Here is a 15,052-nt window from a genome sequence, read left to right as displayed (position 1 = left end):
CTTGATTCAGTTGTTAAAGAGCGGTTGGTTAAGATCTTTCGTCTCAACCGAGGCGCGCATTCTACAGCAGCCTCATTTGCTGTCAAGTGATTATTTTCATTTGAATTCAATCACTTGCGCTAGAAGCAACCCAAGTTGCTCGCTAGCGGGAGGCGAATAATACAGGATCAAAACAGATGGTCAACCCCCCGAGTAAAAATTCCTTTCCATACCCGACAGGCCAGGTCGTACCTGCGAAAACTACCAAGCTCCGTACCGACTATATAAAGAAGCAATCATCCAATCACCCCCGCATAGATCGTTCGATCAACATTCCCCCCGGACAGAATCACACCGACCGTTTTCCCCTCCCGCCCTTCATGCTCCTGCATCAAGGCCGCCAACGCGGACGCGCCCGCCCCTTCAGAAAGGTTATGGGTATCGGTGTAATACACGCGCATGGCCTCGGCGATTTCATCTTCGCTCACCGAGACAATCCGCGCCGCACCCTTCCTATAGATGTCGAACGCCTCCGCAATAGGTCTGCGCACAGCAAGGCCGTCGGCAAAGGTGTTGGCCGACGCGGTTTCACAGATCGTTTTCGCTTCGAAAGACAGTTTGGCGGCCATTGCTTCCGTCGACACCACCCCTACTATCTCTGTATTCAGGCCCAACACGTCCCGGGCAGCAATCACACCACAGATTCCCGAACCACAGCCGATTGGCACATAGACGGTGTCCAGCTCTGGCGCTGCACTGAACAGCTCAAGCGCATACGTCGCAACGCCCTTGACCAGTTCGGCATGAAATGGCGGCACCAGGTACAAGTCATGTTCCTGCGCCAGGCGAGCAGCCTCTTCGCGAGCTTCATCGAAGTCACGCCCGTACTCGACCACCTCACCGCCGAACCCGCGCATGGCGTTGTTCTTTTCCATTGAGTTGCCCTTTGGCACAACGATCAGTGCCCTCAGCCCCACGGCACTGGCTGCCAGCGCAAGACTTTGGCCATGATTGCCACGCGTCGCAGAAACGATGCCTTTGACGCTCGGGTGCTCACGGCGCAGCCAGTTCATGAAGGTAATGCCACCGCGCACCTTGAAGGCACCGGTCGGCGTGTGGTTTTCGTGCTTGACCCAAACGGTGCATCCCAATCGCTCGGCCAGCAGAGGCCAGCAATACTGGGCGGTAGCTGGCATCACCTGGTAAACCTGGCGGGCAGCGTGTTCGAGGTCATCGCGCGTGATTGTATGCATGAGCGTCTCCTTGGCTTTGCCCCAGTCTAGGCACGCAGGCGTCGCGTCGGCTTTCAAAAAACGAACCTGACTTTTATGCCATCCCTTCACTACTATGACGCTCATGAGTCATCGAAACCGTCAGAACACTCCAACCATTGCAGAACCGGTCCGTCGCATCGAGGCAGGTTCGTGGACGATCGAATTGCTGCCCGGCGCAGCCTACTCGGCACGCTACGTGGCGACCCAGTCAGCGATTGGCTTTGCCTTCGACAGCCAACGCGGCCTGCATGCCATCGGTACTGACCGGGTACGTCCCTTCGACGCGATGCCCAATGGCCTGGCGTTTGTCCCGGTCGGCTGTGATGTGTTGTCCGAGTCCCCCATGGGCGGTGAATACCTGCGGGTCATCCGCACCAAAGGGGATGCGTTGGCCGGAGATCGGCCATTCAACAACCGCATCGACCCGCAGGCCATTCTCCTCGCCCAGCGAATGCGCAGCGCGCTGTTGCAGCCCAAATGGGACGATGACTGGGAAACCTGGGCGCTTGCGCTGGCTGAGCGCGCCGCAGTTCAGGACGTGCCAGTGCACCGCGGCTCGATCACCGACAGCCGAATGCGAAGGCTGGATGAGTTCATTGACGCAGGTCTCAATGGCCCGCTCGATGTACTGTCGATGGCACACCTGCTCGAATTGTCCGAAGGCTATTTCACTCGCGCCTTCAAACAAGCCACGGGCAAAAGCCCCCATAGCTATTTGATCGACCGGCGCCTGGCCAAGGCTCGGGCGATGATATGCGACGGGAAAACGGCCTTGTCGCAGGTCGCCCTGGCCTGTGGATTCAATTCCCAGGCGCACCTGGCAAGCGCCTTCAAACAACGACTTGGCGTGAGTCCGGCACAATTGCGCAAAAGTACTTGCCACAGCGCCAGCGCCGGCAAACAACATGCGTCGTGATCGCTTTCGTGCCTTCTGTCTTCTGATCCGGAAAGCCGTCCCAGCAACCCTTCGGGTCGTGTTCTGCAATGCCGATTGCACGTCGTTCATGCAGGCTGCACGAACCCCCTCAGCCCTGCTATCGCACAACCCCTGATCCAGACGCCTTTGGCCGAGACGCGCGACTGGCATGGCAAATGCGTTGTTCTTCGGGAATCCACGGCGCCGAGAGACATCGGACTGTGTTCTAACCCTGAATAGCAGAGGCAACCAACATGAACGCGATCGACCTTCTGAAAGCCGACCACGAGAAAGTCAAAGGGATCCTGAGCCAACTCAGCGAATCGACGGACCGGGCCCTGAAAAAACGTGTCGAGCTACTGGGCAAACTGGAAATGGAGATCTCGATCCACACCCGACTCGAAGAGGAAATCCTTTATCCGGCCTTCAAGGAAGCCGGCACCAAGGAACAGGACATCATGTACTTCGAAGCCAAGGAAGAGCACCGCACAGTGGATTCGCTGGTGCTGCCAGACCTCAAACTGACTGATCCGGGGACGCCCGAGTTCGCTGGTCGGGTCAAAGTGGTCAAGGAGCTTCTGGAGCATCACATCGAAGAGGAAGAAACCGAGATGTTTCCGCAGGCAAAAAAACTCCTCGGTAAAGCGAAGCTCGATGAACTGGGCGAACAAATGGAAGCGATGAAAGCCAGCTACAAAAAGGAAATGATGGCCGGCAACGTGGCGGCGTGATGCTCCCGAAACCCAGAAAGCCCGGCATCTGCCGGGCTTTTCTTTGGGTTGATATCACGCTCGATTCCCGCGAATTTTCATCCGCCCGCCGGTGGCATTCAAACGCCGTTGTGTGGTGTGCTGTTCGTCATGAGCCCGCGGTTCCCATTCGGGCTCACAACATTCCGGCCATTAACCGATGAGGTCCGTTTCATGAGCAATACGTCTTACGTGCCACCCAAGGTCTGGAAACACAGCGCGCCTTCCGGCGGCCAATTCGCCAATATCAATCGCCCGATTGCCGGGCCGACGCATGAAAAAACGCTGCCGATCGGCAAGCACCCGCTGCAGCTCTACTCGCTGGCCACGCCCAATGGCGTAAAGGTGACCATTCTGCTCGAAGAATTACTGGCGCTCGGCTGCACCGACGCTGAATACGATGCCTGGCTGATCCGCATCAACGAAGGAGACCAGTTCTCCAGCGGATTTGTCGAGATCAACCCCAACTCGAAAATTCCGGCTTTATTGGACCGCAGCGTGGAGCCGGGCATTCGCGTGTTCGAATCCGGCTCGATCCTGTTGTATCTGGCGGAGAAATTCGGCGCCTTCCTGCCCTCCGATCCGGCGGGTCGCACCGAAACCCTGAACTGGCTGTTCTGGCAAATGGGTGCTGCGCCGTATCTGGGCGGTGGCTTCGGGCATTTCTATGCGTACGCGCCGGAAAAACTCGAGTACCCGATCAATCGATTCACCATGGAAGCCAAGCGTCAGCTGGATGTACTCGATCGCCGCCTGAGCGAAAGCCCTTACCTTGCCGGCAACGACTACACCATCGCCGACATCGCGGTCTGGCCGTGGTACGGACAACTGGTGCGCAACAATGTGTACTCCGCCGCCGAGTTTCTGAACGCCCATGAATACACCCACGTGCAGCGCTGGGCGCAAGAGATTGCCGAACGACCTGCGGTGATTCGCGGCCAGCGCGTCAACCGGACGTGGGGCGATGAAGCGAGCCAGGTCCCGGAGCGACATCAGGCGAGCGACCTGGATTGACATTGGCCTTATCCGATACAGCGCCTGTAGCCTCCGGCATCAGGCGTTGTGTCTGATAAATCGCTCCCACCGCCCCACGGACCGCTACGCTTTATTTCCAGGTGTCAGCGGCCCAGCGATGAAAGTACGACACCCGACCTCGAACAACAACGGAGGGTCGTCCACCCGCATGAACATTCTCTACGACGAACAGGTCGACGGCGCCTTGCCCGACGTCGACAAAGTCGCGCTTCTGCAAGCCCTGCAGCACCAATGGCCAGACCTGGACGTGCTGCATCAGCGCGAGGAACTGAAACCGTACGAGTGCGATGGCCTTTCGGCCTACCGCACCACGCCATTGCTGGTGGTACTGCCACGGCACATCGATGAAGTTCAGGGCGTGTTGCAGATCTGCCATGAACGACGGGTGCCGGTGGTGGCCCGGGGCGCGGGGACCGGTTTGTCCGGCGGTGCATTGCCGCTGGAAAAAGGCGTGCTGCTGGTGATGGCGCGCTTCAACAACATCCTGCAGATCGACCCAAAGGCCCGCACTGCGCGGGTTCAACCCGGCGTGCGCAACCTGGCGATTTCCCAGGCCGCCGCGCCGTTCGGGCTGTATTACGCACCTGATCCTTCCTCGCAAATTGCCTGCTCGATCGGCGGCAACGTGGCGGAAAATGCCGGTGGTGTGCATTGCCTCAAGTACGGCTTGACCGTGCACAACCTGCTCAAGGTCGAGATCCTCACCGTCGATGGCGAACGCCTGACGCTGGGTTCGGACGCACTGGATTCCCCCGGTTTCGACCTGTTGGCGCTGTTCACCGGTTCCGAAGGCCTGCTCGGGGTCATCACCGAAGTCACGGTCAAACTCTTGCCCAAACCGCAGACGGCCAAAGTGCTGCTGGCGGCGTTCGACTCCGTGGAAAAGGCTGGCCGCGCCGTGGCGGATATCATCGCGGCCGGCATCATTCCCGGTGGCCTGGAGATGATGGACAATCTGGCAATCCGCGCCGCCGAAGACTTCATCCACGCCGGTTATCCGGTGGATGCCGAGGCGATTCTGCTCTGCGAACTCGATGGCGTTGAAGCCGATGTTCACGATGACTGCGCGCGGGTCCGGCAAGTGCTCGAGCACGCCGGCGCCACCGAACTGCGTCAGGCCCGGGACGAAGCCGAACGCGTGCGATTCTGGGCCGGACGCAAAAACGCCTTCCCCGCCGTGGGCCGATTATCGCCAGACTATTACTGCATGGATGGCACCATCCCGCGCCGCGAGTTGCCTGGCGTATTGCATGCGATTGCACAGCTTTCAGCCGAATACGGCCTGCGAGTCGCCAACGTATTCCATGCCGGCGACGGCAACATGCATCCACTGATTCTGTTCGACGCCAACCAGTCCGGCGAGCTGGAGCGCGCTGAAACGCTGGGCGGCAAGATCCTCGAACTGTGCGTCAAGGTCGGCGGCAGCATCACCGGTGAACACGGCGTGGGCCGGGAAAAAATCAACCAGATGTGCGCGCAGTTCAACAGCGATGAGCTGACCCTGTTCCACGCCGTCAAAGCCGCGTTCGATCCCGGCGGCCTGCTCAACCCCGGCAAAAACATTCCGACCCTGCACCGCTGCGCCGAATTCGGCGCCCTGCACGTACACCACGGGCAACTGCCCTTCCCCGAACTGGAGCGGTTCTGATGGGCGACGCGATGGATTTCGATGACAGCGCCGCGCTGCTCGAACAGGTCAATCGGGCACTGGAAAACGCTACCCCGCTGCGCATCCAGGGCGCCAACAGCAAGGCGTTTCTCGGGCGCATCGTCGGTGGCGAGATTCTCGACACTCGCGCCCATCGCGGCATCGTCAGCTACGACCCGACCGAACTGGTGATCACCGCACGCTGCGGCACTCCACTAGTGGAACTGCTGGCCGTGCTGGACGCTTCGCAACAGATGCTGGCGTGCGAACCACCGGCCTTCGCCGACGATGCCACGGTCGGCGGCATGGTCGCCAGTGGCCTGTCCGGGCCGCGTCGGCCCTGGTCGGGATCGGTGCGCGATTTCGTGCTGGGCACGCGAATCATCACCGGTCATGGCAAACACCTGCGCTTCGGTGGCGAAGTCATGAAAAACGTCGCCGGTTATGACCTGTCGCGCCTGATGGCCGGCAGTTACGGATCGCTTGGGGTGATCACCGAAGTCTCGCTCAAGGTGCTGCCCAAACCGCGAGCGTGCCTGAGCCTCAGTCTGGAAATGCCCAGCGAACAGGCGTTGCTGCGTCTGGCCGAATGGGGCCAGCAACCGTTGCCGATCAGCGCCGCGTGTCACGATGGCCGGCAACTGCATTTGCGTCTTGAGGGTGGCGAAGGTTCGGTGGCGACCGCCCATGATCGTCTTGGCGGCGAGCCGCTCAACAGTTCGTTCTGGGCCGATCTCAACGAACAACGCCTGGGCTTCTTCGACGAAGACCAACCGCTCTGGCGCCTGTCCGTGCCGCTGAACACGCCGCCGCTGAACCTGCCCGGCCAGCAGTGGCTCGACTGGGGCGGCGCGCAACGCTGGCTCAAATCGACGGCCGAAGCTGCGGTCATTCGCAAAGTGGTCGACGAAGTCGGCGGGCATGCAACCTGTTACAGCCACGGCCTGATCGACGAGCCGTTCCAGCCACTGGCGCCCGCCCTGCTGCACTATCACCGCCAACTCAAACGACAACTCGACCCCCGGGGCATTTTCAATCCCGGGCGTCTGTACGCGGAGCTTTGAGCCATGCAGACCACCCTCAGCCCGCAATCCCGGCAACTGCCCCGCGCCGAAGAGGCCGAAAGCATCCTGCGCACGTGCGTTCATTGCGGATTCTGCAACGCGACCTGCCCGACTTATCAATTGCTCGGCGATGAACTGGACGGCCCGCGCGGACGCATCTACTTGATCAAGCAAGTGCTCGAAGGCAACGAAGTCACGGCAAAAACCCAGCAGCATCTGGATCGTTGCCTGTCGTGTCGCAACTGTGAAACCACCTGCCCTTCCGGCGTGGACTATCACAACCTGCTCGACATCGGCCGGGCGGTGGTGGACGCCGCCGTCCCGCGGCCGCTCGGGCAGCGTCTGTTGCGTGAAGGACTTCGACGCGTCGTGCCCGATCCACGGTTGTTCAAAGGGCTGATCAACGCCGGCCAGATGTTTCGGGCGCTATTGCCCCATACCCTGCAAGACAAACTGCCACGCAACGTGGCGCTGCCTGCTCCACGACCCGCCATCCGTCATGCGCGGCACGTGCTGATGCTCGAGGGTTGCGTGCAGCCAGGTTTGTCACCCAATACCAATGCCGCAGCGGCGCGGGTACTGGATCGTCTGGGCATCAGCGTGATTCCTGCTCGCGAGGCTGGCTGTTGCGGCGCGGTGGACTATCACCTCGACGCCCAGATCACCGGCCTTGAGCGCGCCCGCCACAACATTGATGCGTGGTGGCCGGCCATCGAACAGGGTGCCGAGGTGATCGTGCAGACCGCCAGCGGTTGCGGTGCGTTCATCAAGGATTACGGGCATTTGCTTCGCGCCGATCCAACTTATGCCGAAAAGGCCAAAGCCGTCAGCGCGCTGGCAAAAGATCTGGTTGAGGTGCTGCGCGAAGAGCCGCTCGAATCCTTCGGCATCCACGCCAATCAACGTGTGGCTTTCCATTGTCCCTGCACCTTGCAACACGCACAGAAACTCGGCGGTGCGGTGGAGTCGGTGCTGACACGACTGGGCTTCGACCTGACTGCCGTCCCCGACGCTCATCTGTGCTGCGGCTCGGCGGGTACTTACTCGATCACCCAACCGGCGCTGGCCAGGTCACTGCGCGACAACAAACTCGCTGCACTGGAGAGTGGTCATCCCGAGATCATCGCCACCGCCAACATCGGCTGCCAGATACACCTCGACGGCGCCGGCCGCACGCCCGTCAGGCACTGGATCGAACTGGTGGACGCGCATTGCCGATGAAAGTCCGAGGTGCCTGCTAACCTTCAAGCGGTGGCGCAGACAAGACTGAACATTGCGTCGATCCACGTGTTCTAGATGCCGTAATAACGGATCAAGGATGAGCGAATGGACTATTCAACTCATGCGGCCCCGCTCCCCTCGCCGCAACGTACCGCCACCCGGCGTCTGGCGTTTGCCGTAGGCGCGCTGTTCGTTGCCGGAGTCATCACGGCAGTCGGTGCCCTGTTAAGTATTGCGGCGCGGCTCGATGATGACGATGTGAACGACAACCTGTTCTATACGACCCGAGCACTGGAAAACCGCATCCTCGCATCAAAAAACTACATCACCAGTTACGCCTACTGGACGACGGCCTATGAGCATCTGAGCGGTCAGGTCGACACAGACTGGGCCTACGTTGAACAGAACCTGGGCAAAACCCTGTTCACCAGCGATGGCTATGACGGCGTATTTGTCCTGAACCGGGAACAGACCAAATATGCGGTGGTGCGCGGCCAGTTGATCGAAGCAAATATCTCCAGTTTTCTCCAGGCGTCCGCCACTGCGCTGGTCGACCAGGTACAACTGCAAAGCGACCTCACCAGGCCGGTCAATACCTATTCGTTGTTTGAAGACTGGCCGGCGCTGGTGACGGCGGCGGCCATCATTCCCAATGACGAGCGCCCCACCGAAGAACCCCGTAACACCTCTGTGCTGGTATTCGTCGACAAGCTGACGCCAGCCAAACTGCGAAAGATCGGCAGCGGCTTCGGCCTGAACAACCTGACCCTTGCCCTGGATGAAACCATCGAAGCAGGCCAGCCCAGAGTGCCGCTGGACAGTACCGGTTACAGCCTGGTCGCTGACCTGGAGCGGCCGGGGCAACGGTTGTTGTGGTCATTGCTACCCACGCTTGGGAGCATTTTGCTCATCCTCATGCTGTTGACCGGTTACTTTTTCCGGCATGCCTTGCGTTCGTCGAAGTACGTGGACAACAGCCTGGAAGCAATGCAGACCTCACACCAGGCAATGCAAGCGGCCAATCAGGCCCTCGAGGCCAGCGAGGAGCGTTTTCGCGCCGTGGCTGAAGCGGCCTCCGACTGGATCTGGGAAATCGACCGGCATCTGTCTCTCACGTATCTCTCGGCGCGCTTCAGTACCGTGACCGGCTATCCACGTGAGCAGTGGCTGGGACAGGACATCATGCAGTTACTGTTTTGCGATACCACGCCGCTGGAGCTGTGGCTCAAGAAACTGAACGAAGAGGTCAACGCCAGTGACCTGCGCTGTACCTATCGCGATGAAACAGGGCAACAACGCTATTGCCGGCTGTCCGCCCGGCCGATCGTCGAAAACCATTGCATCGTCGGTTATCGCGGCACCGCCAGCGACATCACCGATGAAGTCGCCGCCCATGCACAGATCCAGCACCTGTCCATGCACGACGCGCTGACGGGGTTGCCCAACCGCAACAAGCTGGCGCGCTACCTGGAAGAAGCCCTGCAACTCAAGGAGCATGCCGCGCCCCTGTCACTGCTGATGATCGATCTGGACAACTTCAAGCCGATCAATGACTCACTGGGCCATCCGGCCGGTGATGCGGTCCTGCAGGAAGTCGCCAGACGCCTGCGCGAATGCACACGGGATCACGACATTGTTGCGCGGCTCGGAGGCGACGAGTTCGTCGTCGTACTCAGTGGCATGGACTCGCATCAGGAAATCGACAGGTTCTGCACACGCCTGATCGGCAGTCTGCATGAGCCGGTGATGTTCGAGCATCATCCGTTGCACATCGGTGCCAGCATCGGCATCACCCTGAGCCGGCGCCACGGCTTCGAAGCCGCAGAGCTGATTCGCTGCGCCGACATCGCGCTCTACCAGGCCAAGTCGGAAGGCAAGAACACCTGGTGCTATTTCGAAGCGCACATGAGCGACCAGATCCAGACGCGCCGGCAACTGGAAGACGACTTGCGCAAGGCGCTGAAAGACAACGAGCTGGTGCTGCACTATCAGCCGCGTTACAAGGTGGACGGCAAGGAAATCGTTTCGGTTGAAGCCCTGGTGCGCTGGCAGCATCCGACGAAAGGGCTGCTCGGTCCCGATCTGTTCATTCCCTTGGCGGAGCAGACGGACCTGATCGTCCCCCTCGGTCGCTGGGTACTGCGCGAAGCCTGCCAGACCGCCCTGACATGGCCTGAAGAAATCCTCTTGTCGGTGAACCTCTCCCCTGCCCAGTTTGCACTGAGCGACGTCGTCCAGGACGTGCGCGAAGTGCTGGTCGAAACCCGTTTTCCAGCCAGTCGCCTGGAACTGGAGATCACCGAAAACGTCATGCTCAACGACACCGACGGTGCGCTGACGACCATGAACGCACTCAAAGAACTGGGCGTGCGGTTGAACATGGATGATTTCGGCACCGGCTACTCCTCGCTGGGCTACTTGCGTGCCTATCCGTTCGATGGCATCAAGATCGACAAGCGCTTCATCGCGTCCATCAGCACCGGCAGCAATGATCGTGCGGTGGTGCAAGCCATCATCGGGCTGGGCAAGGCCATGGGCCTGAACGTCACGGCCGAAGGCGTCGAGACCGAAGAGCAACTGGCCATTCTCGGCAAGGATCAATGCAACGAAGTGCAGGGATATTTCATGAGCCGGCCCATCGACAAGACGGCGTTCGCGCGTCTCTTGCAGGCCACGGGGCGTCTTTGACTCGTCGGCCGGCACCTGGTTTGCGCTTCATCCGCTTGCCCCCGCCTCATTGCGGGTAAACACGTTGCCCGCATCGCGCACCAACTGACGCCATTCGGCGTTGCTGATGAGCCCCTGTTCCAGCATGTCGTCGGCCCCCTTGAGCAAGTCGTCATATTGGTCCTGCGGATCGAACGGCTCTTGCGATTGTGTCGCCAGCTTGCGCCATGCCGACAGTGACTCTTTCTTGCGCTGATCGTACATTTCGAATGTCTCGCTAAGATGACACCCGGTAGAGCCGTGCTGCTTCTGCGTCGTTCTACGCATTCGACGAATGGAAGCCGACCGGGTGGCGGCCACTGAATGTTGGTTATGAGCTAATAACCCCTTCATTAAACGGTCGCTCAACCGTTGTACTAGGATAGGATCCAAATTTCCCGATTTGTGGTCGCCGGCCAAGGACATCCGCCGGAGGCTCGGGAAAGCGCAATTCCCCCATTGCTACTCATGGATGAAACACATGAACTCACACCTGTTCCCTCACATCGGCAAAGTCATCGCCAGCACCGGCAGCCGGCATTTTCCGCGAATGCTGCACGACCTGATCCTCACCCAACTGGCCGTGGACGCCACGCATATCCGGCAGATGCGCGTGGAGCCGGTCGCACGTACGCAACCGCGCACCGAGCCGGAATGCCCCAAAGAGGCGGCACTGACGGCCGAGACGGTGTATTCCGAACTGAGCACCGATCCCGGCAACAGTGACGTGCCCGCCCCCGAACCCTCCACGGTCACCGATGCTTCGCAGTTGCACCTGACCCGGCGCAAGGACGGTTACCGTTATGTGATTTCCGTGTACCGCTGCGGCCCGTCGAAGCGCTTCTCCGCGCGAGAGCGCAGTCTGTTGCAGGACATCTCCCCGGTGTTGCTGCCGATGGTGGAAAAGCACATCCACGCGCTGCAACCGGCGAGTGCGGATCCCGAAGTGCAAGCCGCAGCGACCGAAGCCTCGCTTCAAGGCCTGGAGACCCTGCGCCTGCGTTTTTGCGAGCGCGTGCAGCAACTGGGCCTGAGCCTGTCCAACCGTGAACTGGAAGTGTGCGTCGGTCTGCTGGCCGGGCGCACCGCGCCTGAACTGGCCGAGCAGTTGCAACTGAAGGTCAATACCGTCGAGAGCTACCTCAAGCGCGCCGCCATCAAACTGGGAATCAGCGGCCGCCATTCGCTGATGCGCTGGATGTATTCGCCTGAGGACTGCCCGGCCGCCTGCGACCCGTCCAACGCGGCCTGATCGATCACGCGCCTGTAAAAAAACCGCTGTCCTGCCAGGGACGGCGGTTTTTTTTCATGTCCGGCCCCTCAGTCCCGCGCCAAGGCCTCGATCGGGTCGAGCCGCGATGCATTGCGCGCCGGCACGAAGCCGAAAACGATGCCGATCAGCGTCGAGCAGATCACCGCCGTGAGCACCGAGGTCAGCGAGAACACCATTTCCCATTCCTTGATGAACAGCGAAAACAGGTGGCCGATGGCATAACTCAACGAGATTCCAATCGCCCCGCCCAGCAGACAGACCATCACCGCCTCCACCAGAAACTGCTGACGAATGTCCGACTGCCGCGCCCCGACCGCCATTCGGATACCGATCTCGCGGGTCCGTTCGGTGACCGACACCAGCATGATGTTCATCACCCCGATGCCGCCGACCACCAGCGAAATCACCGCAATCAGCGACAGCAACAGCGCCAGAGAGCGGCTGGTTTTCTGCACGGTCTGCATCACACTGTCGAGGTTATTGGTGAAGAAGTCCTTGGTGCCGTGGCGCTGCAGCATCAGTTTGTTGACGTTGTCTTCCACGACCTTGCTCGGTTGGCCGTCCTTGATCCGCACGCTGATGCTGTCCAGGTAGCGCTGGCCCAACAGCCGGCCGGCTGCGGTTTCGTAAGGCACCCAGACGTTGAGCGACTTGCTCGACGAGAAGATGTTCTTCTTTTCTGCCGCCACACCGATCACGGTGCACGGCAGGTTGCCGATCAGGATCACCTGCCCCAGCGGATCGACTCCCTCGCCGAATAACCGTTGGCGGGTGTTGTGATCGATCACCACCACCTGAGCCTGGCGTCGGGCATCGTTTTCGCTGAACGCAATGCCCGACTCCATCTTGATTCCGCGCACCTGGAAGTACAGATCGCTGACGCCGTTGACCTGCGCATCGAGATCGATGTTGCGATAGCGCAGCAACAGATTGCGCCCGACCACCGGCGTGGCGCTGTCGACGTAATACAGCTGGTTGAGCGCCGTCACATCCGCCGGCACCAGGGTTTCGATGGCCGCCGAACGGCTGTCGCCGAAACTGGTGCCGGAATAGATATCGATGGTGTTGCTGCCGATGGCCTGAATGTCCTTGAGCACATAGCGCTTGGCCCCTTCGCCGATGGCCGAAATCGACACCACCGAGGTGATGCCGATGACGATCCCAAGCATGGTCAGCAGGGTGCGCATGCGATGCGAGATCAGTGCGACCCAGGCCATGTTGAAGGCCTCCTTGAACAAACCAAGGCTGGCCACCAGACGCCGCGCCCCCGTGGATTTGGGGACCGCGTCCTCATTGCTCAATGCCGTGCTGTCGCGCTCGTTGCGGCGGTCGCTAAGGATTTCGCCGTCACTGACCTCAATGATGCGCTCGGCATTGGCCGCGACCTTGGGGTCATGGGTCACCAGAATCACCGTGTGCCCGGCCGCGTGCAGCTCCAGCAGGATGCGCATCACCTCCTTGCCGCTGGTGGTGTCGAGGGCGCCGGTCGGCTCGTCCGCGAGGATCACTTCGCCGCCGTTCATCAGCGCCCGAGCGATACTGACCCGCTGCTGCTGACCGCCCGAGAGTTGGCTCGGGCGATGGGTCAGGTGCCCCTCCAGCCCAAGGCGCGCCAACAATTCACGAGCTCGCGCATGGCGTTGTGGTTCCGGCGTGCCGGCGTAGATTGCCGGCATCTCGACGTTGTGCATCGCACTCAAGTGCGGCAGCAAGTGGTAGCGCTGGAAGATGAAGCCGAAATAGTCGCGACGCAGTTCGGCCAGCGCCTGGCTGTCCAGATCGCGGGTTTCCCGGCCGTTGATCCTGTAGCTGCCGGCTGTGGCGTAATCGAGGCAGCCGAGGATGTTCATCAGGGTCGATTTGCCGGAGCCCGAGGCGCCGATGATCGCGACCATTTCCCCGGCATTGATCGTCAGGTTGATGTTCTTCAGCGCGAGGAATTCGCGATCGCCAGCCGTGAAGCTGCGGCTGATGCCGGTCAGTTGCAGCAGAGGTTCGCTCATGCTCATGCCCCTGCCACTTTCGTCACCGGATCACCGATCACTACCCGGTCGCCTTCGGCCAGGCCTTCGTTGACCTGCACCTTGACGTTGTTGTTGATCCCGGTCTGCACATTGCGCGACTGCGCCTGGCCCTTGGCGTCCAGCACCCGCACCGGGAAGCTGCCATCGCTGTTACGTGGGCCCAGCGCGGCGACCGGAATCGTCAGCACCGATTTGGCGGTGTCGAGCACCACCCGCACCTGAGCGGTCATAGAAATACGCAAACGGTGATCGGGGTTCGGCACCTCGAACAGCGCGTTATAGAACACCGCAGTGTTCTGCTTCGGCGTGCCGGCGGGCGGGGTTTCGAGGAAGTTCTGCGGCGCAGGCTCAGTGCCGCGCAGTTTGCCGTAATAACGTTTGTCCTCACCAAGAATGGTGAAGTACACCTCCTGCCCCGGTGCAATGTGAATGACATCGGCCTCCGACACCTGAGCCTTTACGGTCATGGTGTCCAGGTCCGCCAGTTTGAGCAGGATCGGTGCCAGCTGGTTGGCGATCACGGTCTGGCCTTCCTGGGTCACGATGCCCACCACATCGCCGTCGATGGGCGCGACGATCCGCGTGTAGGCCAGATTGACCTTGGCGGTGTCGATCTGGATGTGTGCGCTCTTGATCTGTGCATCCAGCGACAACAGATTGGCCTGCTGCACCTCGTAGTTCGATTGCGCGGTTTCGAAATCCTGCCGCGAGATCGAGGCGTCCTCCTGCAGGTTCTGATAGCGCTCGTAGATGGCCTTGGTCTGGCGCAGTTGAGCCTGAGTCGCCCGGCGCTGGGCTTGCAGATTCTCCTCATCGACCTGTGCCTGACGCAGGGTGTTCTGCAGCACCAACGGATCGATTTCCGCCAGCCACTGGCCCTTCTTGACCTTGTCGCCGACCTTGACCTTCAGCGACTTCAACTGCCCCGAAACCTGGGCGCCGACGTCCACCTGCTTGATGCCCTCCAGCAAACCGGTGGCCAGCACTGCGTTTTCAATGTCAGCGCGTTCGACCGTGGCGGTCAGGTATTGCGGTGCCTCGGCCGGCGCCTGCACCGTGTAGAACACCAACCCGGCCACCAGCGTCAACGCGATTCCCAGACCGACTTTGCGCACCTTCGACTGTTCCATAAATGACCACAATTCCGTTCAGGGTTGAGCCCG

12 protein-coding genes are annotated in these 15,052 nt (G+C 60.6%); 8 read left to right on the top strand and 4 right to left on the bottom strand.

Annotated features, from left to right (window positions below; translation table 11 throughout):
* Positions 1–275: 275 nt before the first annotated feature.
* Positions 276–1,232 (bottom strand): threonine dehydratase, encoded by a 957-nt coding sequence (locus tag CAG25_RS23275; protein ID WP_085613097.1) that lies wholly within the window; start codon positions 1,230–1,232, stop codon positions 276–278.
* A 94-nt stretch (positions 1,233–1,326) separates the two neighbouring features.
* On the opposite strand from CAG25_RS23275, the gene CAG25_RS23270 reads away from it, so the two are divergent.
* The 7 genes from CAG25_RS23270 to CAG25_RS23240 all read left to right on the top strand — a co-directional run bounded on the left by CAG25_RS23270 (position 1,327) and on the right by CAG25_RS23240 (position 10,574).
* A complete protein-coding gene (locus tag CAG25_RS23270; RefSeq protein WP_085613096.1) occupies positions 1,327–2,169 on the top strand; it encodes an AraC family transcriptional regulator in 843 nt (280 codons plus the stop codon).
* Between the two features lie 254 nt (positions 2,170–2,423).
* Positions 2,424–2,900: a hemerythrin domain-containing protein gene (locus tag CAG25_RS23265; RefSeq protein ID WP_039770748.1), complete on the top strand. Its 477-nt coding sequence runs from the start codon at positions 2,424–2,426 to the stop codon at positions 2,898–2,900.
* 192 nt (positions 2,901–3,092) lie between these two features.
* The gene (gene yghU / locus CAG25_RS23260; protein ID WP_085613095.1) at positions 3,093–3,932 is read left to right on the top strand and encodes a glutathione-dependent disulfide-bond oxidoreductase; all 840 of its coding nucleotides are present in this window, start codon (positions 3,093–3,095) and stop codon (positions 3,930–3,932) included.
* A 169-nt stretch (positions 3,933–4,101) separates the two neighbouring features.
* Entirely contained in the window at positions 4,102–5,601 is a 1,500-nt protein-coding gene (gene glcD, locus CAG25_RS23255) for a glycolate oxidase subunit GlcD (RefSeq protein ID WP_085613094.1), read from the top strand.
* Complete coding sequence (gene glcE / locus CAG25_RS23250) at positions 5,601–6,665, top strand: glycolate oxidase subunit GlcE (RefSeq protein WP_085613093.1); 1,065 nt, start codon at positions 5,601–5,603, stop codon at positions 6,663–6,665. Before glcD ends, glcE begins: the two co-directional genes overlap by 1 nt.
* A gap of 3 nt (positions 6,666–6,668) precedes the next feature.
* Positions 6,669–7,886 (top strand): glycolate oxidase subunit GlcF, encoded by a 1,218-nt coding sequence (gene glcF, locus CAG25_RS23245; protein ID WP_085613092.1) that lies wholly within the window; start codon positions 6,669–6,671, stop codon positions 7,884–7,886.
* A 105-nt stretch (positions 7,887–7,991) separates the two neighbouring features.
* Positions 7,992–10,574 carry an EAL domain-containing protein gene (locus tag CAG25_RS23240; protein ID WP_085613091.1) on the top strand — a complete coding sequence of 861 codons (2,583 nt, stop codon included), beginning with the start codon at positions 7,992–7,994 and terminating at the stop codon, positions 10,572–10,574.
* 27 nt (positions 10,575–10,601) lie between these two features.
* Here the strand turns inward: CAG25_RS23240 and CAG25_RS23235 are convergent, their stop codons facing one another.
* Positions 10,602–10,817: a hypothetical protein gene (locus CAG25_RS23235; protein ID WP_064595557.1), complete on the bottom strand. Its 216-nt coding sequence runs from the start codon at positions 10,815–10,817 to the stop codon at positions 10,602–10,604.
* Between the two features lie 256 nt (positions 10,818–11,073).
* Here CAG25_RS23235 and CAG25_RS23230 point away from each other — a divergent pair, with 256 nt between their 5' ends.
* Entirely contained in the window at positions 11,074–11,844 is a 771-nt protein-coding gene (locus CAG25_RS23230) for a helix-turn-helix transcriptional regulator (RefSeq protein ID WP_085613090.1), read from the top strand.
* Between the two features lie 68 nt (positions 11,845–11,912).
* On the opposite strand, the gene CAG25_RS23225 is transcribed toward CAG25_RS23230, so the two are convergent.
* Together CAG25_RS23225 and macA are read right to left on the bottom strand one after the other, a co-directional pair.
* A complete protein-coding gene (locus CAG25_RS23225; RefSeq protein ID WP_085613089.1) occupies positions 11,913–13,868 on the bottom strand; it encodes a MacB family efflux pump subunit in 1,956 nt (651 codons plus the stop codon).
* 2 nt (positions 13,869–13,870) lie between these two features.
* Positions 13,871–15,019, bottom strand: coding sequence for a macrolide transporter subunit MacA (macA, locus tag CAG25_RS23220; RefSeq protein ID WP_074687877.1), 1,149 nt, complete (start codon positions 15,017–15,019; stop codon positions 13,871–13,873).
* Between the last annotated feature and the right edge of the window lie 33 nt (positions 15,020–15,052).

Source organism: Pseudomonas sp. B16(2017), assembly GCF_002113205.1.
GTDB lineage: Bacteria > Pseudomonadota > Gammaproteobacteria > Pseudomonadales > Pseudomonadaceae > Aquipseudomonas > Aquipseudomonas pharyngis.
The sequence above is the reverse complement of the archived record's forward strand: the minus strand, read 5'-3'. Positions and strand labels throughout refer to the sequence as shown.